Source organism: Paenibacillus sp. FSL H8-0175 (genome assembly GCF_045040615.1).
Classification (GTDB): Bacteria; Bacillota; Bacilli; order Paenibacillales; family Paenibacillaceae; genus Paenibacillus_AQ; species Paenibacillus_AQ odorifer.
The window spans coordinates 1,305,000-1,326,689 of the sequence record NZ_CP150299.1; the positions used below are offsets into that span (position 1 = coordinate 1,305,000).

19 protein-coding genes are annotated in these 21,690 nt (G+C 45.2%); 16 read left to right on the forward strand and 3 right to left on the reverse strand.

Going from position 1 to position 21,690, the window contains the following annotated elements; all coding sequences use genetic code 11:
• Nucleotides 1-170: 170 nt before the first annotated feature.
• The 14 genes from MHH46_RS05625 to MHH46_RS05690 all read left to right on the forward strand — a co-directional run bounded on the left by MHH46_RS05625 (nucleotide 171) and on the right by MHH46_RS05690 (nucleotide 14,225).
• Nucleotides 171-737 (forward strand): sigma-70 family RNA polymerase sigma factor, encoded by a 567-nt coding sequence (locus MHH46_RS05625; protein WP_076129539.1) that lies wholly within the window; start codon nucleotides 171-173, stop codon nucleotides 735-737.
• Nucleotides 734-1,696, forward strand: coding sequence for a DUF4367 domain-containing protein (locus MHH46_RS05630; protein WP_076186727.1), 963 nt, complete (start codon nucleotides 734-736; stop codon nucleotides 1,694-1,696). Before MHH46_RS05625 ends, MHH46_RS05630 begins: the two co-directional genes overlap by 4 nt.
• A gap of 657 nt (nucleotides 1,697-2,353) precedes the next feature.
• The gene (locus tag MHH46_RS05635) at nucleotides 2,354-2,941 is read left to right on the forward strand and encodes a sigma-70 family RNA polymerase sigma factor (protein WP_076194854.1); all 588 of its coding nucleotides are present in this window, start codon (nucleotides 2,354-2,356) and stop codon (nucleotides 2,939-2,941) included.
• The gene (locus MHH46_RS05640) at nucleotides 2,928-3,686 is read left to right on the forward strand and encodes a DUF3600 domain-containing protein (protein WP_076194856.1); all 759 of its coding nucleotides are present in this window, start codon (nucleotides 2,928-2,930) and stop codon (nucleotides 3,684-3,686) included. Before MHH46_RS05635 ends, MHH46_RS05640 begins: the two co-directional genes overlap by 14 nt.
• A 255-nt stretch (nucleotides 3,687-3,941) precedes the next feature.
• Nucleotides 3,942-5,327 (forward strand): helix-turn-helix transcriptional regulator, encoded by a 1,386-nt coding sequence (locus MHH46_RS05645; RefSeq protein WP_076194858.1) that lies wholly within the window; start codon nucleotides 3,942-3,944, stop codon nucleotides 5,325-5,327.
• Between the two features lie 147 nt (nucleotides 5,328-5,474).
• The gene (locus tag MHH46_RS05650; protein WP_076129534.1) at nucleotides 5,475-5,648 is read left to right on the forward strand and encodes an aspartyl-phosphate phosphatase Spo0E family protein; all 174 of its coding nucleotides are present in this window, start codon (nucleotides 5,475-5,477) and stop codon (nucleotides 5,646-5,648) included.
• Between the two features lie 206 nt (nucleotides 5,649-5,854).
• A complete protein-coding gene (locus MHH46_RS05655; RefSeq protein WP_076129533.1) occupies nucleotides 5,855-6,940 on the forward strand; it encodes an outer membrane lipoprotein carrier protein LolA in 1,086 nt (361 codons plus the stop codon).
• Between the two features lie 188 nt (nucleotides 6,941-7,128).
• Nucleotides 7,129-8,310: an alanine racemase gene (gene alr, locus MHH46_RS05660; RefSeq protein WP_036686775.1), complete on the forward strand. Its 1,182-nt coding sequence runs from the start codon at nucleotides 7,129-7,131 to the stop codon at nucleotides 8,308-8,310.
• A gap of 215 nt (nucleotides 8,311-8,525) precedes the next feature.
• A complete protein-coding gene (locus MHH46_RS05665) occupies nucleotides 8,526-8,807 on the forward strand; it encodes a CopG family ribbon-helix-helix protein (RefSeq protein ID WP_025698676.1) in 282 nt (93 codons plus the stop codon).
• Between the two features lie 3 nt (nucleotides 8,808-8,810).
• Entirely contained in the window at nucleotides 8,811-9,161 is a 351-nt protein-coding gene (locus MHH46_RS05670; protein WP_036686777.1) for a type II toxin-antitoxin system PemK/MazF family toxin, read from the forward strand.
• A 156-nt stretch (nucleotides 9,162-9,317) separates the two neighbouring features.
• On the forward strand, nucleotides 9,318-9,926 hold the full coding sequence (locus MHH46_RS05675; protein WP_081383506.1) for a TetR/AcrR family transcriptional regulator: 609 nt from the start codon (nucleotides 9,318-9,320) through the stop codon (nucleotides 9,924-9,926).
• A 172-nt stretch (nucleotides 9,927-10,098) separates the two neighbouring features.
• Complete coding sequence (locus tag MHH46_RS05680; RefSeq protein WP_076100052.1) at nucleotides 10,099-11,298, forward strand: MFS transporter; 1,200 nt, start codon at nucleotides 10,099-10,101, stop codon at nucleotides 11,296-11,298.
• Nucleotides 11,299-11,470: 172 nt separating this feature from the next.
• Entirely contained in the window at nucleotides 11,471-13,699 is a 2,229-nt protein-coding gene (locus tag MHH46_RS05685; protein WP_076129532.1) for a Tex family protein, read from the forward strand.
• A gap of 184 nt (nucleotides 13,700-13,883) precedes the next feature.
• The gene (locus MHH46_RS05690) at nucleotides 13,884-14,225 is read left to right on the forward strand and encodes a hypothetical protein (RefSeq protein WP_076186722.1); all 342 of its coding nucleotides are present in this window, start codon (nucleotides 13,884-13,886) and stop codon (nucleotides 14,223-14,225) included.
• A 45-nt stretch (nucleotides 14,226-14,270) separates the two neighbouring features.
• On the opposite strand, the gene MHH46_RS05695 is transcribed toward MHH46_RS05690, so the two are convergent.
• On the reverse strand, nucleotides 14,271-15,326 hold the full coding sequence (locus MHH46_RS05695) for a GIY-YIG nuclease family protein (RefSeq protein WP_076194860.1): 1,056 nt from the start codon (nucleotides 15,324-15,326) through the stop codon (nucleotides 14,271-14,273).
• A gap of 169 nt (nucleotides 15,327-15,495) precedes the next feature.
• Here MHH46_RS05695 and MHH46_RS05700 point away from each other — a divergent pair, with 169 nt between their 5' ends.
• A complete protein-coding gene (locus MHH46_RS05700) occupies nucleotides 15,496-16,290 on the forward strand; it encodes a hypothetical protein (RefSeq protein ID WP_076129529.1) in 795 nt (264 codons plus the stop codon).
• A 1,382-nt stretch (nucleotides 16,291-17,672) separates the two neighbouring features.
• On the opposite strand, the gene MHH46_RS05705 is transcribed toward MHH46_RS05700, so the two are convergent.
• Both MHH46_RS05705 and MHH46_RS05710 read right to left on the reverse strand, forming a co-directional pair.
• The gene (locus MHH46_RS05705) at nucleotides 17,673-18,644 is read right to left on the reverse strand and encodes an S-layer homology domain-containing protein (RefSeq protein ID WP_076129528.1); all 972 of its coding nucleotides are present in this window, start codon (nucleotides 18,642-18,644) and stop codon (nucleotides 17,673-17,675) included.
• A gap of 85 nt (nucleotides 18,645-18,729) precedes the next feature.
• Nucleotides 18,730-19,521: an SDR family NAD(P)-dependent oxidoreductase gene (locus tag MHH46_RS05710; RefSeq protein ID WP_076129527.1), complete on the reverse strand. Its 792-nt coding sequence runs from the start codon at nucleotides 19,519-19,521 to the stop codon at nucleotides 18,730-18,732.
• A 187-nt stretch (nucleotides 19,522-19,708) separates the two neighbouring features.
• On the opposite strand from MHH46_RS05710, the gene MHH46_RS05715 reads away from it, so the two are divergent.
• A complete protein-coding gene (locus tag MHH46_RS05715; protein ID WP_076129526.1) occupies nucleotides 19,709-21,688 on the forward strand; it encodes a translation factor GTPase family protein in 1,980 nt (659 codons plus the stop codon).
• Nucleotides 21,689-21,690: the final 2 nt, after the last annotated feature.

Here is a 21,690-nt window from a genome sequence, read left to right on the forward strand (position 1 = left end):
TATAATAAGCTTGTCAAGTTGCTGGGTTACTGTAGCTTGGTTAGAAAGACTGAAATTAGCGCTGGAACTCTTCTTTTTTTATATCTTGTAATGAAATTGGAAATGTATCGTATTAACTGATGAATTTACTTAGCTAAGTGAAAATGTGGTGGGAAAGGAGAGTTCGATTGATGCATGAGCGCGCATTGCTTCATCCTTTTGTAAAAGAGAATATACAGGAAAATGCTGACATAGATGTTTTGTTCACAACGATTTTTGAAACCTACTATAAAAGAATATTTAACTACATCGCTTACCGGGTTAGTTCTCTCCATACGGCTGAGGATCTGACAAGCCTCGTTTTTGAGAAAACGTTGGCGAAACTATCGACCTATTCTCAGGAAAAAGCTCCTTTAGAGGTATGGTTATTCGCCATTGCCAGAAACGTGGTCAATGATCATTACCGGAGTTTTAAAAGGAAAATTTTCTTTTCGCTGGATGCCGTCAAGGAACTGGTTTCTAGCAGGAAAGATCCGGAAAACTTGATCCTCCAGGGAGAACGTAGTGGAAGGCTTAACGAAGCCTTGAATACATTGAGCTCAAAGGAGCGGAATATTGTGGCTCTAAAATTTGGTGCTAATCTGAGAAATAGAGAGATTGCCCAGGTTACGGGAATTTCGGAGAGCAATATCGGTGTGATACTCTACCGGACTATGAAAAAGCTGAAGACTGAAATAGGGAGCGTGGAGCAGCTATGAACAGTAAAGACATACAGCAGAAGTTCTCAGCAGATTTAGATGAAAGTATATATGGAGCGGCAAATGATTTAAAGGGTGCTGGGGAGTACAAGGAGCTGCTGGAGCTAGGCAGGGTTCTGGCCCATAAAGATCTCAGCGAGGGCTCTGACAAAACAGCCATTCTGAACAAGGCACGGAGAAAGTATGCCGGCCAAAAGGAGGAGAAAGGATTGCATACAAAACATAGATTAAGACGTCCTGCTGTTATGCTGGCAACTTTGCTAGTGGTTAGCGTATTAAGTGTAACTTTTGTGCAGCCGTCATTTGCGCAGGAGCTGTTAATGAAAGTATTGCAAACGATAAACTTAGGCCATATTGTAGCCCATGAAGTAGAATTTTCTGCGGATTCCAACGTGATTCCGGATGACTTAAAGGGGAAGATTTTTGATAGCAAAGGAAATGCGCTTGTGACCCTCGACGCTGCTCAAAAGGCAGGTGATATCTACAATGCTGATGGGGAAAAAATCGTCGGAGTTGAAGACGGCAGACTGGTTACGCAATCTGAGAGGGATCAAGAGAAAGCGGAATTGCTGATCGAGAGGGATTCTAGCAAGCTAAACGAATATACGATTTTTGATGTGGGCTTACCGGCGTATTTACCAGAGGGTTATACCTTTGATCGTGCAGAGTTTTATAAGGATAGCAATGGTGATGTGATCAATAGCAAATATATTAATTTATATTTTGTTAATGAAGCTACCGATGAGATCATCTCGATGCAGCAGCGGCACGCTGATTCCGAAACGGCTTATGAGATGTCGACGGATGGCACCATCGAAAAAGTGAAGATTAACGGAGTTGATGCTGTATTGGTTAATGGAAAAGGGTTGGACTGGGAAGCCAATGGAGTGTTATACGGTGTAACATCAGCTAGCTTGGACAAGAATGATTTGATCAAAGTTGCTGAGTCTATCCGCTGACTGATTTTTTAGAAAGATAGGCGGTTACTATTCGAGTATATACGGGTAAGGGGATGATCCATATGGATCTCCCCTTTTTCGCTTTATTGAGGGCACATGCAAACAACGATTGGGAGAATATAGCTGTACTTCGTACAACGATATTTCTGCGAAATATCTTTCCAATGAAAATAGCTGTATTTCGTACACTTATTTTCACGATTTACACCACTATAGGAAGCTTCTCTGCTTTTTAATTGTATAGAATACACTTAAAATCAGAGTAAACCCTTTTACATACGGAATAAGTGTACAGAATGCAGTTATCTCATAGATTTCGGCAGGGTCCGGCCAAAGCTGGCGTACAAAGCTGAAGATCAGCTTCCACCTGCGCATAATTTGCTCAAGCAAAGCTGAAGATCAGCTTCCACCGCCCATAATCTGCTCAAGCAAAGCTGAAGACCAGCTTCCACCTGCGCATAATCTGCTCAAGCAAAGCTGAAGATCAGCCTCCGCCGACTTCATCTACTCCAATAAGCCGCTGCAGAGTAAAAACACCAGGCAGCGATTCTCCAATAACCGGAAAATCGCTGCCTGGTTGTTTTTTTAAAATAAATCGAACGATTTATTCTCTATTTACCAATACATAGTGTAAGACCGAAGGAGGGATTGAGAGGGATGAAACATCCAAATGAATATTCTCAGCTCATTGCGCTTACGCTAGCCGGCAGCCGTGAAGCGTACAGTGAACTATATGAAGCAACGATTCGGGATGTGTATCAGACCGTTCATTTTCTCGTTCGCGAAACCTCCGATGTGGATGATGTTGTTCAGGAGATTTATATTCAGGTGCACCGGTCGCTTGAGCAATTTGACGTCAATCGTCCTTTTAGGCCTTGGCTTATGGGGCTGGTTATGCGGCAAATTCATGCCTATCGAAGAAAGAGATGGACGCATCTCCGAATGGTCAAAAAAATAGAGCAGACTGATCTAAGGATGGAACCTGATTTCACTAGTGATGTTGTGGACAGGTTAGCTAACCGCCGTCTACTAGCAAGTGTTGATCGTCTTCCATTTAAGCTGAAGCAGGTGATTATTCTGCACTATTTAAATGAATATTCACAGGAAGAAAGTGCCGCGATACTGGGTATCCCTCTGGGTACGGTGAAATCCCGTATTCATGCTGCACTGCATAAGCTTCGTCAGAAGCCAGAAAATCATACTCTTTTTAAGGGAAAGGTGGAGGACCTGCATGAATTTCAATGAAGAGTTACGGACAGTTCTGCAGGAAGAGGCGAGAAATCTAAGTGCCCCACCGGAACTGAAGGAGCAAATACTAAATCAGACCGAGACTAGGTTAGGGGGAAGACGAATGAAAAAATGGCTTGTAGCAAGCATTTTGGCGGCTGCATTATTAATTCCTACTGGAGCATATGCCGGATATAATTATTTGGCGGATACCCTGTATGGCTCACAAGCAACTGCTGCTACGATTGGATTAACCCAGCAACAATATGACAGGCTTGAAGCCAAGCTGCAGAGCGCGAAGCAAAGTTTTAACGAAGAGGAATTCACAAAATTGATGTCATTACTAGAGGAATTGGGAGCTTACAATCTGCAAATGGCCGATGCTGAAGGAGTCTTTCACCTGGAACAGTTAAGTGCGAAGGATCAAAAGGCATATAACGATTTACAGGTTGAGCTTAAACCTTATTTTGAGAAAATGAATGAAACGGAAATCCCTAAGGCAAAGTCGGCTGTCGTTGATCGTGATACTTTCTGGGATGGCTTGCTGGAAAAAGCAGAACAGAGGCTTACTAAAGAAGAGTTTGCGGAGATCGAACAATTAATAAATGAGTTGCAAAGCTATGATGCCAAGGTATTTGATGCAGATGGAAGTGTTCATATGGATCGGCTTTCGAAAGAGGAGATACAAAACCAAGAGAAGTTAATTGAAGCGCTCGGCCCTTATATATATAAGCTGGACATGATGATTAAACCTAGTTCTTAGTTGAATTTAAATGCATGTATTGAATAACGATGGATAGAAGTAGCATTAGAAAAGCCACCAGAAAAGGTCTAATACACCTTGTGTTCTGGTGGTTTTTTACATTCGGCTAATTTGTATTTTATACATCACTAATTGAATAAATGTATAATCAATTGAGTCAAAAAAAGTATTTGACCACTGGAATAATTAGACATATTATTATTTAAATACTATTGATCTATATATGAATCATGATGGCGAAAGGTGGCTTTGATCATGAAGCAGATGACCATTCGTGCAGAACTGGCGGACTACCTCAAGAAGAATGGAATAACAATTAATCAATTCGCAGAGGTATCTAAAGTAAATTCAGGCACGATTAGCAACATTATGAATGGGAATCGTCCTATAGCCATGCAGCAATTAGATCGGATTACAAAAGGTATGGGATTAGAGGAAGGCTGCTTTTACGATATGTATGTGGAGGAGTGTTTTATACATTCCAATCCCAATTGGAGACGTCTTCGACCTTTTCTATATCGCTGTGCTGAACTAGATAAGCTGGAATGTATAAGCCGGGTGATTGGAATCATGATGGACAGCCTATCTTATACACACCCGTTGTTTGATACAGCAGAAGATTTCTTTGCACAAGGGAAATATGAAGCTGCAGCGTTGTTATACCGGAGTGTGGCGGAGAGTGAGAAGTATCAGCATTCAGAGCGGCTGGCTTTTTGCCAATACAGATTGTTTACGATTGCTCTAGGGGGCGATCAGGATGTGAATTTGCGGGCAGCGGTGCAGTTTGAGGGCTTTGTAAATCGGCTTGATGAAGTTGATCAGCTTGACGCACTGAAGGTTCTGGCGAATACATATAGCGCTTTGAGGCATTGGGATAAGGTAATGGTAATGACTAAGGAATTGGGCAAAAAAGCATCCATTCAATATAATTATAATAATGAGCGAGCCAGAAAAAACGGGGTACAAAAGGAACCTGCAATGCCCTTATTTTCATATATTTTATATTCTTATGTGTTACGTTCAGTAGTTTACAGAGAGCTTGGAGATTATGATAGAGCATTGCATTATATCAACCTTTACATGGACATGAGCTGGATTCGTGAGGATACGGAGGAAGCTTTGCAACTCATGAATCAATGTATGGGTTGGGCGCAGGCTAATATTTTTTTGCTGAAAATTTTAAAAGGTGATGCAGCAATGCTTCCGGAATATGTGACCTATATTGAAGATAGAAAAGAAGAATTTCTTCCAGGCCTGTTCAAAATCCTTCAGGCAGCCAACCACTATGATTTTAATGTGGATGATATTCTTCAGCGGTTTGAGCCAGAAATATCAGATTTTAGAGATCAGCAGCGAAATCTTAAATGTTATAATCGACAAATTATCGAAGACAGATACACTTTTTTTATGGCTGAAATAGCATTGTATTATATAAGAAGAGGAAAATATGAGCTTAGTATAAAATATATAATGGATAGTTTAGAGAATTCTGTAAGGATTAATAACGAATCATGTATAATTAAGTGTGTCGGAATGTTTGAGCAGCTTCGGCATATTGCATCTTTAGAAACGCAGAAAGAGTACCAGAATCTGCTTAGAATCAATGAAAAGAAAAATTGCTTTGTTATTGACAGTGCTTAGTAGTGATAGTTTCATAGAAGATATCAATCAAGAGAGTTCCCTGATTAAATCTGGAATCGCTTTTTTTGAATTCTAGTAATGCACTTCAATGTAAAATTAAGAATTTGACATATACCTCTAGAATATTTCATTAGGGAGGTAGTGTTAATGAATGATCAGGAAATTATCCAAAAGAGAATAGAGGGTGCTAGAAACAAACTTTATTTGATGGAGAGGCAACATGGAGGGCTTTCGCATCCAAATGTGATCAGACAGTCCATGAGATTAGATGAATTAATTAATCAGTACAATAAAGCAGTACATAGTGATAACGAGAATTGAAGAGAATGGTTAAAACACCCTACATAATGATATTGCAACTTCTGATGAAGTATAGAGCCAGCGCTGTGCGCGGGCTTTTTGGCTTGTTGGAGCTCATAAAATAAATCAATGCTGCACGCTTGTCATGCCCGTCTGCATATTGCGGCCAAGTCCCTCATAGACATGTACTAATCAATGCATTCAAAACAGGTTAAGGGGATGATGTCATGCGCCGGATAACATGGGTACTCGCGATCATTATGAGCGTGGCCCTGGTGATGACGGGGTGCGGGAAGAAGGATGCCGCTTCCGTAGTCAAGGATTTGAACAATGTGGCTGACAAGTTGGAAAGTAAGCAGGGAACGTACCAAGGTTCTGGCACAATGACCCTGTATACCGGGGAACAGCCGCAGGAGTATAAGGTAGAGGTATGGTACAAGAATCCTTCCTACTACCGGATCAGCTTGGCAAATGTTCAGAAGGATATTACGCAGATCGTACTTCGTAATGATGAGGGAGTATTCGTACTCACACCAAGTATGAATAAGAGCTTCCGCTTCCAAAGCGATTGGCCGGATGATCAAGGGCAGGTCTATCTGTATCAGACGTTGGTTCGTGGCATAGTTTCGGATAATAATCGCCAATTTGTGGAAGATGGGGATAACTATGTGTTCGAGGTAGCCGCGAATTATCAAAGCAATGCCCTTGTACGACAAAAGATTTGGCTTGATAAAAAGACTTATGAACCTAAACAGGTTCAAGTCTCGGATTCTGAAGCGAAGGTAGTTGTAAACGTGAAGTTTGACACCTTCAAATTCGATACGGATTTCACCAAGGATTCTTTTGATATGGAAAAGAACATGGCCTCGGGTAAGTCCGCAGAGAGCACAGTAGCTGAGGTTGATGAGAATGGTAATCCAATTACAGCTCCTGAAGGCCAAGAACCGGCTGAGCAACCAGTGGCTGCAGAGCTTGGAGACTTTGGGATCATTGAACCTGATTATATTCCAGCTGGTGTAGAGTTTAAGGACTCCCATAAATTGGAGGGGAACAAAGACCATGCTGTTCTCATCCGATATGATGGGATTTATCAGTACACTATTATGGAATCCCGTCCACTGGACCGTGCGGTAGCACTGGCGCCTGGAACCCTGAAAGACCTTGGTTTTACATGGGGAGTTCTGAGTGGGGATGAGCAGCAGACATTGACTTGGATGTCTGAGGGAGTAGAGTACCGAATTACAAGTGCCAATCTTCCTGCTAATGAAATGATGCAAATTGCCGCTTCTATGGAGGCACAATCGGGTAAATAATAAAAAGTAGGCGGATACTGCGTTTTGTGGGATTCTTTCCTCTACAACGTAGTATCCGCTTTTCTTTATTTGCCGGGGCTCCAGCACACATTGACAGCCACCTTCTGTAGCATTACCATTGGTACTAAGACAATGATTAATGCAATGCAGCAATGACGTTTTACTACAACGTAAGAAGGTGACTTGAAGTGCAAGCAAGCTATCGACCGACAGTAGCCGAAATTAATCTGGATGATTTGCGTGCCAATTACGAAGCCTTTCGCCGCTACTTGCCGGCAGAGACAAAGTTTATGGGATGCGTCAAAGGAAATGCGTACGGCCATGGAGCAGTGGAAGTGACACGGGAGCTGGAAAGACTCGGAGCAGATTATGTTAGTGTGGCTTTTTTGGATGAAGCATTGGAGCTGCGTCAGGCGGGAATACTGATTCCTATACTGGTGCTTGGCTACACTTCCCCAGAAGGAATAGCCGTTGCCTGGGAGAACCATGTAACTGTAACACTGTTCACACCGGAGGTACTGGAGGCTATAAGACAGCTTCCTATAGATCCGGAACATCGGCTGAAGGTGCATATCAAGATTGATAGCGGGATGGGACGACTGGGTCTTTTACCAGCTGACGCACCTGCATTTATCTCTGAAGTGCAGTCTGTTGCGCAGGCGGAGCTGGAGGGTATGTTTACCCATTTTGCCAAGGCAGACGAACAAGACAAAAGCTATACACTGGAACAGCATCGACGGTTCATGAGCGTGGCGGAAACGCTGCGGGAGCAGAACATTCAGATCCCGATCATACATACGGGCAATAGCGCTACGGCCATTGATTCACCTTATTTATCCAGCAACATGGTGCGTGTAGGCATCAGCTTGTACGGATTTTATCCCTCCACAGAGGTGAACCGTCAACTGGTAGAACTACGTCCGGTATTGACGCTGAAGACGCAGGTTGTATATGTCAAAAGCCTGCCTGCCGATTGGGGCGTCAGTTACGGCACTAGGTACATCACAGAGAGCGAGGAGATTATTGCAACGCTACCTGTGGGGTACGCAGATGGATATTCCCGCATGCTAACTGGCAAAGCGGAGGTGCTAATACGTGGACGCCGCGTTCCTGTCGTCGGAACAATCTGCATGGATCAGTGTATGGTATCACTCAAATCTTTCGCTGCAGAAGCGGAACAAATTAAAGCAGGCGAAGAAGTTGTTCTCATCGGCCGTCAAGCTGACGTGATGATCACGGCAGACGAGTTGGCTCTCCAGCTTGGAACAATTCACTACGAGGTTATCTGCATGTTGGCTCATCGGGTGCCCCGCGTTTATATAAGTGAAGGCACACTTCCTAAATTAGTAAATGCTCTGCTCACAAACTGAAAGTTCTTGACAGTGATGTTATACAAGGGAGAAAATAGAAGGAATTGTATCGTATTAGGAGATGTGACTAAAAGCCTATACGAACCACCATTTCTAGTTTATAATGGGATGCAGCATACTTGATATACTGGCGGCATATATTCCTTGTATAAAATTCCTTGTATATTGTAACACTGGAACACAAGGGCAGAAGGTTTGTGGGGGTGGAAGAGAAGGTGGCTAATTTGCAGAACACCAAAAGAATCATGATCAGCTTGCCCGATCATCTCTTGCAGGAAGTGGACGGAATTGTTCAATTGGAGAATTCCAACCGGAGTGAATTGATTAGGCAGGCCATGAAGCTGTACTTGAGCGAACGGAGGAAACGTTCCATCCGGGAGTCCATGCAGCGCGGCTACATGGAAATGGCTAAGATCAACTTGACCATGGCATGCGAGGCTTTCCTCGCGGAGGAAGATGCAGACAGCACTCTTGGCCGCTTAGTAAGCGGGGTGTAGACATTGATCGTTAAACGTGGCGATGTTTTTTTTGCTGATCTTTCGCCGGTTGTAGGTTCTGAACAAGGCGGAGTAAGGCCAGTTCTGGTCATCCAGAACGATATTGGCAATCGCTTTAGCCCGACGGTAATTGTGGCTGCAATCACAGCCCAAATCCAGAAGGCTAAGTTACCTACACATGTGGAAATTGACGCAGCTGCTCATGGCTTTGACAGAGATTCTGTTATTTTGCTGGAACAGGTTAGGACGATTGACAAACAACGCTTAACTGACAAGATCACCCACCTTGATGATGAAACGATGAAAAAGGTGGATGAATCGCTGCAAATCAGCCTTGGTCTGATTGATTTTTAATCACCCTAGGTTATAGATAACTCATGAGATTGGCGCTCGGGTACGAATCCGGGCGTCTTTTAATGTGCGTTTTTGCGTATAGTAAATAAAGAATCGTTAGGTCTTCACTTTTTGAAAATGATCTGATATTATTAGACCGTACGGTCGGTTTAGGAGGTGCTTAGAATCAAAGGACGCTCAGACGGAGAAGAAACTAAAAAAAGAATTGTGCGCAAGGCCACGCAGCTGTTTGTACAGAAGGGTTATGCTGCCGTAACTATGAATGAAGTTTGTGTAGCCTCGAATGTCAGTAAAGGCAGTCTGTATCACCATTTTCCGAGCAAGGATGAGCTTTTTCTATTTGTAGTGGAAGTGGATACGTTAGAGTGGCTGCAAGCGTGGGATGATAAGAAACAGGAAATTGTAGGGATCGAAGAACGATTTTATGCGTTAGCCGAACACTACGCAAATGATTTTCAGAATCCATTGATTCATGCGCTCGAGGAATTCTCCAGAAGCAGATGCCACCCGGAAGAGATTAGCAAGCGGCTTTCACTTCTTTATGAAGCAGCCTCACATGCTTGTCGTGATCTTTTGAAGGAAGGTATTGAAACGGGATATTTGGTAAAGGGCGACTTAGAGAACTATGTAATCATCGTGAGTGGCATGCTTGAAGGGATTGGAAGAGTTTCTGAATTCTCGATTCATGAGAAGACCCAGGAGGATATAAAAAAATATTACCGGGAAGCAGTAAATTTATTATTACAAGGGATCCGTACGGGGTAAGATAACGAGGGGCATGAAAAGAAGCTTTACATTCAGGAACATGAAGGCTGAAGCTTCTCAAAGGCACCGGAATAGGAAGGGTTATTTTTTTACTATTATTTAGACCGGATGGTCGGTCTTAACATGCATAATATTCGAAGTTTTGGCTTTAAACACACGGAGGGTTAATACAATGTCATTGTTACTTAGAAACAGAGGCGCTATGCTGCTTGTTATGCTTAATATTTTTCTGGCTTTTACTGGAATTGGGCTAGTAGTCCCAATAATGCCAACCTACATGAATGAGCTTGGGATCAGCGGAAGTACTGTCGGGCTCTTGGTCGCCTCCTTCTCGCTTGCCCAATTATTAATATCGCCATTTGCCGGCAGATTATCCGACAGAATCGGTAGAAAAAAGGTGATTGTAGCAGGTTTGATCGTGTTTGCGATATCGGAGCTGATTTTTGGTCTGGCCAATGTACCCTGGCTCTTGTTCGTTTCGAGATTGCTTGGTGGTGCAGGAGCTGCTTTAATTATGCCGGCAGTTATGGCTTATGTAGCAGACACGACTTCTTTTGAAGAGAGAGCTAAAGGAATGGGGCTAATTAATGCAGCCATTACCACCGGCTTTATTATTGGTCCTGGGATTGGCGGTTATCTTGCTGAGCTTGGAATGCGGGTACCCTTTTTCTGTGCGGCTGGGGCAGCTGGAGTTGCAGCTCTAATTACAGTTTTAATTTTGCCTGAGTCTCTATCTGAAGAGAAACGTAAGGAAGCGACGTTATCAAAAAATAATCAGGAAAGCTTCTTGACGCAGCTGATGCGTTCTTATCGCGAACCGTATTTTTTCGGCTTAATTATTGTATTTGTCATGGCTTTTGGGCTGGCTAATTATGAAACGGTGTTCGGATTGTTCGTGGACCATAAATTTGGCTTTACGCCTAAGGATATCGCTTTTGTAATTACCTTTGGTTCTATTGCAGGTGCGGTGGTGCAGGTGTCCGCGTTTGGCTGGATCTTGAATAAATTCGGGGAGAACAAGGTGATCTCCACTTGTCTTATAGTCTCATCATTGTTTATTCTGCTGACCTTGTTTGTAAGCGGCTTTTGGGCGATTATTACGGTTACCTTTATTGTGTTCTTTGCAATGGATATTCTGCGTCCAGCAGTAGGCACACAGCTTTCCAAGATGGCCGGAGAATCGCAGCAAGGTTTCGTAGCGGGAATGAACTCAGCTTATACAAGTCTCGGAAATATTGCTGGGCCTATCGTCGCAGGGTATTTGTTTGATCTTAGTATTAACTTCCCATATGGGGCAGCCGCGCTCGTTCTGGCTTTGTGTTTTGTATTGTCACTGAGTTCCGGAAAACGGGGAATGGGACAGCGGGCGTAATCGCCGAATCCGGGCTCTGACCACTCTACCATGCCTCGCTTTATCGCACAGCGGTTCAGTACAAAGCGCGCTATTCGGGCTGGTCTTTGGTGCAGAGCCGAATCTGTGATACTATTTTAATTATGAGATCAAGATATGTATAAGCAGATTGTGTACGGGAAGAGGGATACTAATGGCGGTAGATAACAGCAATACGGAAGTCATTACGGATGAGGCAAACGCACAGCGGGAGCAGGAATTGATAACCGTAGCGATTGCCAAGGAATTGAACATTAGTCTGAAACAGGTACGCACTACGGTAGGACTGCTGGATGAGGGAAATACCATTCCGTTCATCGCCAGATATCGGAAGGAAATGACGGGTGAGCTGGACGAAAATGCGCTTCGTGATATTGAAGAACGGCTGGGTTATCTTCGCAATCTAGGCGAACGTAAAAAAGACGTTATACGCAATATTGAAGAGCAGGGCAAGCTGACCAAAGAGCTTCATGAGCAAATTATCAATGCGGTCAAGCTTCAGGAAGTAGAGGACTTGTATCGTCCCTTCAAGCAAAAGCGTAAGACGCGGGCTAGTGTTGCGAAGGAAAAAGGACTTGAGCCGCTTGCTAACTGGATCTTGGAGCAGCAAAGACAAGGGGATCCACAGACTGAAGCATCGAAATATATTGATGTGGAAAAGGGAGTAGAGAGCGCAGACCAAGCGCTGCAAGGCGCACTGGATATCATTGCCGAGAACATAGCAGATGATCCTGCGATCCGCTCTTGGGTTCGCCAGTATACAGCAAGTCAAGGTATTCTTGTGTCTGAAGCAAAGGATGCAGAACAAGAATCTGTATACGAAAATTACTATAGTTACCGTGAACCTGTACACAAAATGCCACCTCACCGCATCCTAGCAATTAACCGTGGTGAGCGTGAAAATATATTAAAGGTAGGCATTGAGGTCGTCACTGATAAAATTCATGCCTATATCGCACGGAAGATCATTAAAGGGCCATCCCCGGTGAAGGAACTGCTGGAAGCAGTGACTGAGGATGCCTACAAACGTTTGATTGCTCCTTCTGTAGAGCGTGAAGTTCGTGGAGAGATGACCGAACGTGGGGAGAACCAGGCGATTTCGATCTTCTCTGGCAATCTACGTAGCCTGCTGCTGCAACCGCCAGTAAAGGGACGTTGTGTGCTGGGTGTTGACCCTGCATACCGTACTGGCTGTAAGCTGGCTGTTGTAGACGATACAGGTAAGCTGCTAGAGGTAGCTGTGACCTATCCGACGCCGCCGAACAACAAGAAGCTCGAAGCTGCTGCTAAGTTCAAAGAGTTGATTGCTAAGTACGGCATTCAGCTCATCGTAATCGGCAATGGTACAGGCTCGCGTGAAACGGAGCAGTTTACAGCAGAAGTGATTGCCGAGATTGGCAATCCAGAGCTGGCGTACCTGATCGTTAATGAAGCGGGAGCGAGTGTCTATTCGGCTTCCAAGCTGGCGCAGGAGGAATTCCCGGATCTGGATGTAGCGGAGCGCAGCGCGGCTTCTATCGCCCGTCGTGTGCAAGACCCGCTGGCGGAGCTGGTGAAAATCGATCCGAAAGCTATTGGTGTGGGACAGTACCAGCATGACGTCTCCCAAAAGCATCTGGAGGAGAGTCTTAAAGCCGTCGTGGAATCAGCGGTAAACCATGTTGGCGTGGATGTGAACACGGCATCTCCTGCCTTGCTCTCTTATGTAGCAGGGGTTAATGGAACAATTGCTAAGAATATCGTTAAATTCCGGGAAGAGAACGGCAAGTTCACGACTCGGAAGCAGCTGCAAAAGGTACCTCGTCTAGGTGCCAAGTCCTATGAGCAATGTATCGGCTTTCTCCGGATTCCGGGTGGAGACAACACCTTGGACCGCACGCCTATTCACCCCGAGTCCTATCCGGTGGTGGATCGTTTGTTCCGTGAGCTAAGCCTCGATGTGAATAAGCTTGGCAGCAAAGAAGTGGCCTCACAGCTTGAGGTGCAAAATGCCGAGGAGCTGGCTGTGAAGCTGGATGTCGGCGTGCCTACGCTGCGCGACATCCTGGAGAGCTTGCAGCGTCCGGGCCGCGATCCGCGCGAGGAGCTGCCGTTGCCGATCTTCCGCACCGATGTGCTGAAGATCGAGGACCTGGTTCCTGGCATGGAAATGCAGGGAACCGTCCGCAACGTTATCGATTTCGGCGCATTCGTCGATATCGGCATCAAAAACGATGGGCTGGTGCATATTTCCCAGCTCAGCGGCAGCTTTGTGAAGCACCCGATGGACGTTGTCTCCGTAGGAGACAATGTTACCGTCTGGGTGATGGGGGTTGACCTGAAGAAGGGCCGGGTCAGCTTGACGATGCGTCCGCCGCGTGTTGAGGCGGGAAGCGTAAAGTAGACAGATCGCAGTGATCCTCAAAGAACGACAACAAGAAGCCAGTCTCCATTATTGGGGACTGGCTTCTTGTTGATTATTTTCAGCTGGAACCCTTTTTGTCATTATAGAAGTGAAGGACGTGCACTCTTTGGGTAAGTTTAGAGTAACAGTTGAACTAATGGCTTATTATTAGGAGGAGATAGATGTGGGAAATCCATTGAAAGAATTAAAAAATAGTGTGAATGGCCTGAAGCAATCCCTTGACGGAGTTAAGCAATCAGTAGAGGGGTTGAAAGAACCTATAGATGAGATGAAGGGAAACATTCAGATCACGTTGGAGCAGGCGAAGGACAGGTCTGAGGGATTCAAATCGGAGATCAATCGTATGAAGGAATGTGTGGAGGAAACTAAGCTGGTTGTTAATGAGGCGAAGGAAACGGTAATGGAGGCGGGTGAGGTGCTTTACACTCAGAAACGCTATAAAAGATTGTTGAAGAAGCAAAACCGAAAAATGCAGCCTGCAAAGGCAGGCCGCCGTTTACTATAATCAGCCGGAAGTCCAAACATTTACCGCAGTTACAACCCGTACCTTTTAATTATAGGAATGAGAGGGAAGCGCATTTAAAAAAATCTGCAACAGCTCATTTACCGAAGCCTCCATATTGGAACGTTGCTCAGCTGCAAGCCAATCCTCTTGAATGATGATATAGCTGCAGGAGCTGCTTTTTAAATAGCTGTATATTATTTGTGCTTCGTCAATTTCATGGCGGCCGATCGCTGCCGGGGTCTGATTGGGTTCACTGTGAAAAGTGGTCATAATCGCTGACTTTATTGCCGCTTGCAGGTGGGTGATATCCGGTTGATCATATTGTAGCTTGGTATGGGACAGGATACGGTTGCCCTTGAGCAGAATGAGTTTAAGCGTCTGTTCATTCATGGCCTCAAGAACAGCAATACTCTGATTCTCTTGAGCGAATTCGATGACCTTTTCTTTGTGAATCAGGAAGCTAACAGCTCCAATATAATCCCTGTATTTGGCGGCGGTTTCGAAGTCATAGTGCTCCGCGGCCACTGCCATCCGTTGCTCCATTTCCTCGAGGATGCTGGAATCTGAGCCGTTTAGTAAGCCAATGACCCGATCAATAATTTTATTATATTGAACAGCGGCATCTCCGCCTGCACACATCCCAATGCATAGGCCAAGCGAATGGTTTAGGCATAGGGAATTTTTAAAGCTAGGGTTGCTGCAAAGGATTTTTGAGCTTTCTTTAATGCCTTGTACTGCCCGTTCAACCGTGCTTCTGCTTGTATAGGGACCCAAAACCTGAGTGCCTTCTTTGACCGCAGGATCATACGTAATCTCTAACGAACGTATTTTTTCATTCGCTCCTATTACGATATAGGTATAAGCCTGCGGATTTTTCATTTTTTTATTGTACATGGGTTTGATCTCTTTAATTAATTTGCATTCCAGCATAAAGGCTTCGAATTCGGTATCCGTAAGGATGATTTCCAGATCTTTAATATTTCTTACAAGCTGCTTAACCTTTGGGGAATGAGATTTTGAGTTTTGAAAATAAGATTGGACTCTCCGTTTTAACTGTTTTGCCTTGCCAACATATATAATATGACCGAGATTATCCTTCATGAGATAAACGCCGGGAGTTAGGGGAAGGCTTTTAAGTTTTTCTGTTAAATGAATGGTAACCCCGCCCTCTCATAAGAGTTGTATGATTGATAGTTTTAGTATAAGCTTGCAACCTTCATTTGTTCAAATCAGTCTAAAGAGTGAAGGATCGAAGCTAAGGAGGGATATTATGTACTTCGCAAAAAAAATCGGTGGGCTGGCGCTGATAGCAGCAATGTTATGGCTTACAGCATGTAGCGGAACGCCAGAAGCAGGGACGGAGCCGAAGCAGACGCCAGAGCATTCACAAGAGCAGACGCCAGTGCAGACGCAAAAGCCGATACCCGAGCAGGCACCAGAGCAGACACAAAAGCAGACGCCAGAGCAGACATCAACTGCACAGTCAGCGGCTACTACGGAATCACCACAGGAGACTGAGACATCAAGTACGGGGCAGCCGCAGGATCTAGAGGGATTACCGCCATCAGTTGAGGAAGCAGCGACGACGGTTATAAGGTCAATTAAAAACAAGGATATGAAGCAATTAGCGGCATGGGTACATCGGGATAAAGGGCTACGTTTCTCTCCATATGCATACGTGGATACAAAAAATGATCTTGTATTCACCCGGGAGGAAGTAGAAGGATTAATGAATGACTCTACCAAAAGAGTCTGGCGAACATTTGCTGGCTCCGGTGATTTAATCGAGCTGACATTTGCAGATTACTACAAGCGGTTTGTTTATGATGCGGACTTCATTCAGAAGGCCGAAATTGCTGTGAACAAGGGGCTTGGGCAAGGGACGACGATCAATAACTTAAACGAAGTGTATCCTAAGGAGCAATATGATTTCGTTGAATATCATATTGCTGGCATCGATCCTTCTGTCGAGGGAATGGATTGGCGCAGCCTGCGTCTAGTCTTCGAAAAGATCGGAGAAGACCATGCATTAGTCGGCATTATTCATGATCAATGGACGCCTTAGCTTACGGACCCAGATGATGCTATTATGGACGCCTTAGCTTACGGACCCAGATGATACTATTATGGACGCCTTAGCTTACGGACTCAGATGGCGCTATTATGGACGCTGTTTGCCTGCTTCAACTTATTATTCACGTCCGTTGGTATACGCTGATCCTTACGGACCCAAATGACGTTATTCGCGTGTTTTTAGCGATTAGAGCACAGTTTCGGACTCCAGTGCAGCTATTCATTACAAAAAGGCACATTTATGGTGCTTTTTGTGCCAATAGCGACGATGGAGTCCTTTAGTAGTCCAAATGTGCGATTATACTGCGAATAAGGTCATCTGGGTCCGATAGCTACTGCAACCCCATCCGCTGCAAATCCATCTGTTGCACACCTAACTGCTGCACACCTAGTTGCTGCACACCTAACTGCTGCACACCTAGTTACTGAACACCTAGTTACTGCATACCTAACTGCTACACACCCATCTGCTACGTTCGCATACCGCAAACATTGGAGCATCGCTGACCTGTATTTTGTTTTTGGCTATCTGCTTTAGCGGATTTTCATATCCATTGATATACGCTGAGCCTAACGGACCCAGATGACGCTATTCGCGTGTTTTTAGCGATTAGGGCATAGTTTCGGACTCCAGTGCAGCTATTCATTAGAAAAAGGCATATCTATGGTGCTTTTTGTGCCAATAGCGACGGTGGAGTCCGATAGTATCGTGAAATTGGCATTTTTCTGCGAATAAGGTCATCTGGGTCCGATAGCAGCTGCGTCCGTGCAAATATGATCTAATCTCGCGAAGTTTGATGTTCATCCCCGTCAAGTAGCTTTATGCACACAAAGATGATCGAATCGCTCGTAGTTTGATAATCATTACTACCAAGTAATCAGCATTTCTGAGCCTGAGTTAGCTTGCGAACCCAGCGACGTTATTTGCAAATTTATTGCGATTGGAGCACAGTTCGGGCCCAGTGCAGCTATTCGTTAGAAATAGGCCCATATTGGATATTTTTTAAGACAATAGCAACTATGGAGTCCGATAGCGGCTGCATCCGTTACCTTATCATTCAGAGTTTGGCGTTGGGATAAAGGGAGAAGGAAGAACAAATAAGGGATGCTTCAGCAGCCATATGATGGCTTTTCAGGCATCCCTTATTTGCTTATAAAAATGAACTTAGATACCTGAGGAAAGGAAGAGAGGCGAAGGGGAACTCTGGAACTGTAAGAGCGATAATGCCCTCCCTATAGCTTTCCACAGGAAAGCCATCTTCGTAAGCATAAGCTTCTCCGTATCTCAGCCGTCATAAACGGTAGCTGGAAATCCAAATATTCACCGCAGCTGCGACTGACCCTTAACTCTAAAACCCTCAAGTTCGATTTATATTATTGTGCCGCGCTAGACGAATAAGAGGCGGAGCCAGTTACAGGTTGAGCGATAGCTTTGTATCCATCTGGCAGATAAGTGGCAACAGATGCTTTTGTGATCACCTGCGCGTACATTTTCCCTGGTTCAGGAGCAGTCACGTTAAAGTAAATTACAGCCGTATTGTCTTTACCAAATTCGATTCGCTCAATCACCAGCCCATACCCGGGGTTAGGTAGATTATTAACGGTAAGGGTGGCTTTATTTACGCCTTCACCCGCTTTGGTCAACGTAACCTCTGTTTCGTAGGTTGGAGTAGTGGGACTGCCATTAGATACAATTACACGTTTAGCAAAAGCGGCTGCATCATAGATCAGAGCGGCTGCTTCAGAGCGGGTAATAGCATCATTTGGCCGGAAATTACCGTTCTTATCGAGTGTGGCAATATGTGTATTCAGCAGAATCTGGAGACTATTTATAACCTCAGTAGAGAGTTTATCGCCATCCTTAATATCTACATACATCAGCGTAACAGGGAAGTTACCTTTACTTTGCAGCGCTTGCGTCAATAAGTGCGCGAACTGAGCACGGGTGATAGTTCCATTAGGATCCACTGTCCGGTCGAGTGAAAGGCCATTTTGCTTGGCAGTCAGGAAAGCTGAAGCATACCAGGCCTTGTCGTTCACTTTATCAAAATAATCACTCGCTTTGGAAGAACTACTACCTGCCGCTGGTTGCGGAGTCAGATTCAGACCCCCAACGATGAATTGTATCCCTTGCGCAAAGCTTACTTTAGATTTAGGAGCAAACTTATCTTTGTCTACTCCGTTTATAATCCCCTCTTTATGCAAAGAGTTGATTTTTGCTTCCGCAGGATCACCTTTCAAATCTGAAAAAGCAAAAGCGGATGCCCCAAAAGACACACTCGCTGCCAAAATGCCGCAGGCTATAGTCATTTTTTTAGCGTTATTTATGAATAATGGTTTTTTCATTTGCGTCACCTCCATACTCTTAGATGGTAGATTAGACCAAAATGTTGCATAGAATTTAAAATATTATAACGGTTCAAGTAAAATATTATCCACGCAGTAGCGATTCGGCACCATCTACATAAATTTCAGTTCCCGTCACATGAAAAGATTCATCCGATGCGAGAAATAATACCAGATTGGCAACCTGCTCAGGCTTACCCGGTGCATTTTCCAGCGGATGATTACCTTCCGGAAACTCCACAGGAATCTTCACTTCTTGAAGATCATCGCTTTTATACGTATTATCTCCAATTTGTGTATCGATTGATCCAGGACAGATGGCATTTACACGGATGCCGTATTGCGCCAGCTCTAGTGCAGCCATTTTCATAAAAGCAACTTGTCCTGCCTTGGAAGATGAGTAAGCGGAAGCGCCAATGTTCGAGAATACTCGGTTGCCGTTAATGGAGCTGGTGATAATGATGCTGCCGCCATTTTCTTTCATGTGGGGGATGGCGTATTTTACTGTGGCAAAGGTGCTGCGTAGGTTGGTATTCAGTGTCTGGTCCCAATCTTCGATTTCTAGTGTTTCGATGGGAGACCATGTACCATTAATGCCAGCATTGGCAAAAACAATATCAATCTTCTCGGCCGCCTCCCCAACCTTACGAATACTTTCTTCGACCAGACCTGGATTGGAGACATCGCATTCAATTACTGTTGCTGTACCGCCAATAGATTCAATCTCACGTTTAGTTTCATAGGAATCCTCGGGAGTGCGGTCAAGCATATATACCTTAGCTCCCTGTTGGGCAAACCGTATCGCTGTAGCTTTTCCAATACCGGAACCAGCACCTGTAACCACTGCAACTTTATCCTGTAAACGTTTATCTGTCATGATGAATTTCCTCCTCGGCGTTAAATTTCTTATATTAGTAATTACATACCCGGCATAGCTGAATCTAACCATTTGAACTGGAGGGTGGAACAACGTGGATGGATATATTACTATGGAACATAAGGATGTAAATAATATAAATTCAGATAAATTTAGATAAATCTAGCTCATGATAGGGGAACTATAGATGATTCAGCAGCAGGGAGCAGAACGGATTAATGTGGGGATATTTGCCCATGTGGACGCCGGGAAGACAACAACAACGGAGCATATTTTGTATGAAAGCGGTCGCATTCGAGCGCTTGGCAGCGTAGATACGGGGACGGCATTGACGGATTCTATGGATGTGGAGCGGCAGCGGGGGATCTCCGTACGGGCGGCATTGGCTTCTTTTGCTTGGAAAGGTGTGCAGATTAATCTGGTCGATACCCCGGGGCACGTCGATTTTCTGTCCGAAGTTGAGCGGTCTTTGCGGGTGATGGATTGTGCGGTGCTTGTTCTTTCAGCCGTGGAGGGTGTGCAGGCCCAAAGCGAGATGATCTGGAACGCGCTGCGCAAGCTGGGAATCCCCACACTTATTTTTGTGAACAAAATGGATCGTGTAGGTGCTGACCCTGAAGCTGTGCTGGCAGAGGCGCGAAATTATTTGTCTAGTGATATCATTCCAGTTCAGCAACCGATCGGCAAAGAAAAGGAGTACATAGGAGCAAGAGATTTATGGGAGAACGAAGCTGATGCTAACAAGCGAACAGAATTATTAGAGGCTTTAGCTGAACGGGACGAAGAGCTGTTGGAGAAGTATATGTCTGGTAGTCCGATTGATTTGGCTGAATGGAAAAAATATATGAAAACAGCCTCCTCATCAGGTCGCTTTTTTCCGATGGTTTATGGCGTCGCCGCCAAGGGGCTTGGGATTACTGCCTTGCTGGATGCGATGGTTGAGTATTTTCCGCGCGCTGGTGGGAATGTGGAGGGTCCGGTGTCAGGCATCGTATACAATATTCAACGTGATAAAAGTATGGGACGGATGGCGTTTGTCCGCCTTTATGAAGGGACGATCCGTAACCGCGATACGCTGTTGAATTATACGCAGGATATTCAGGGGAAAGTGACCCAGATCCGCAAGGTCGAAGGTGGTCGGACCGAGGATGTTGGAGCGCTTGAAGCGGGAGATATTGCTGTTATCTATGGTCTTTCCGGGGTGCGCATCGGAGATGTGCTCGGCCATCCGGGGGCCATTCCGGAGGAGGCGAAGCTGGCTGTACCGCTGCTAACGGTGCGTGTATTCTGGGAGCCAGATATGGATGACCATAAGGTTATCGGGGCGCTGCAGGAGCTGGCGGATGAAGATCCGCTTTTGGATGCGCAGTGGCTGCAGGATGAGCGGGAGCTGCATATCAAAGTAATGGGACCGATTCAGCTGGAGATTCTGAACAGTGTTCTGGAGGAGCGATATGCGCTGAAGGTTACTTTCGGTCAGCCTTCTGTCATATATAAAGAAACGCCAGCCCGTGCCGGCGAAGGTTTTATCGCTTACACGATGCCGAAACCGTGCTGGGCGATTCTACGCTTTCAGATTGAGCCTGGACCTCCGGGCAGTGGTTTAGTCTATGATTCGATAGTGCGGAGTTCCGATCTGCTGCCGCAATACCAGAGCGAAACCGCACGTCGTGTACCGGAAGCCTTGCAGCAGGGTTTGTATGGCTGGGAGGTTACCGACCTTAAAGTGACCTTGACCGAGGGACAGCATCATGTATGGCATACCCATCCGCTGGATTTTGCTGTGGCGACTCCGATGGGAATTATGGACGGACTCGCTCGGGTAGGCACTAAGCTTCTGGAGCCGATTCTGCAGGTTCGCATCGTGGTCCCTGAGGAGAATGGCGGCCGGGTGATGAACGACCTCGTGCAGATGCGCGGCACGTTCGAGCCTCCCGTGCTGCAAGGCGAACGGATGATTATCGAAGGACGTCTGCCGCTGGCAACGTCACTCGATTATCCTGTCAGCTTAAGCTCCTACACGAAGGGGCGCAGCACGTTTACTTCTTTTTTTGCCGGCTATGAAGAATGTCCACCAGACGTATCTGCTGAGCGCACCCGCCGGGGCGTGAACCCACTTGATCAGGCGAAATATATATTAAGCGTGCGAAAGGCACTGCAAGGGTAAAT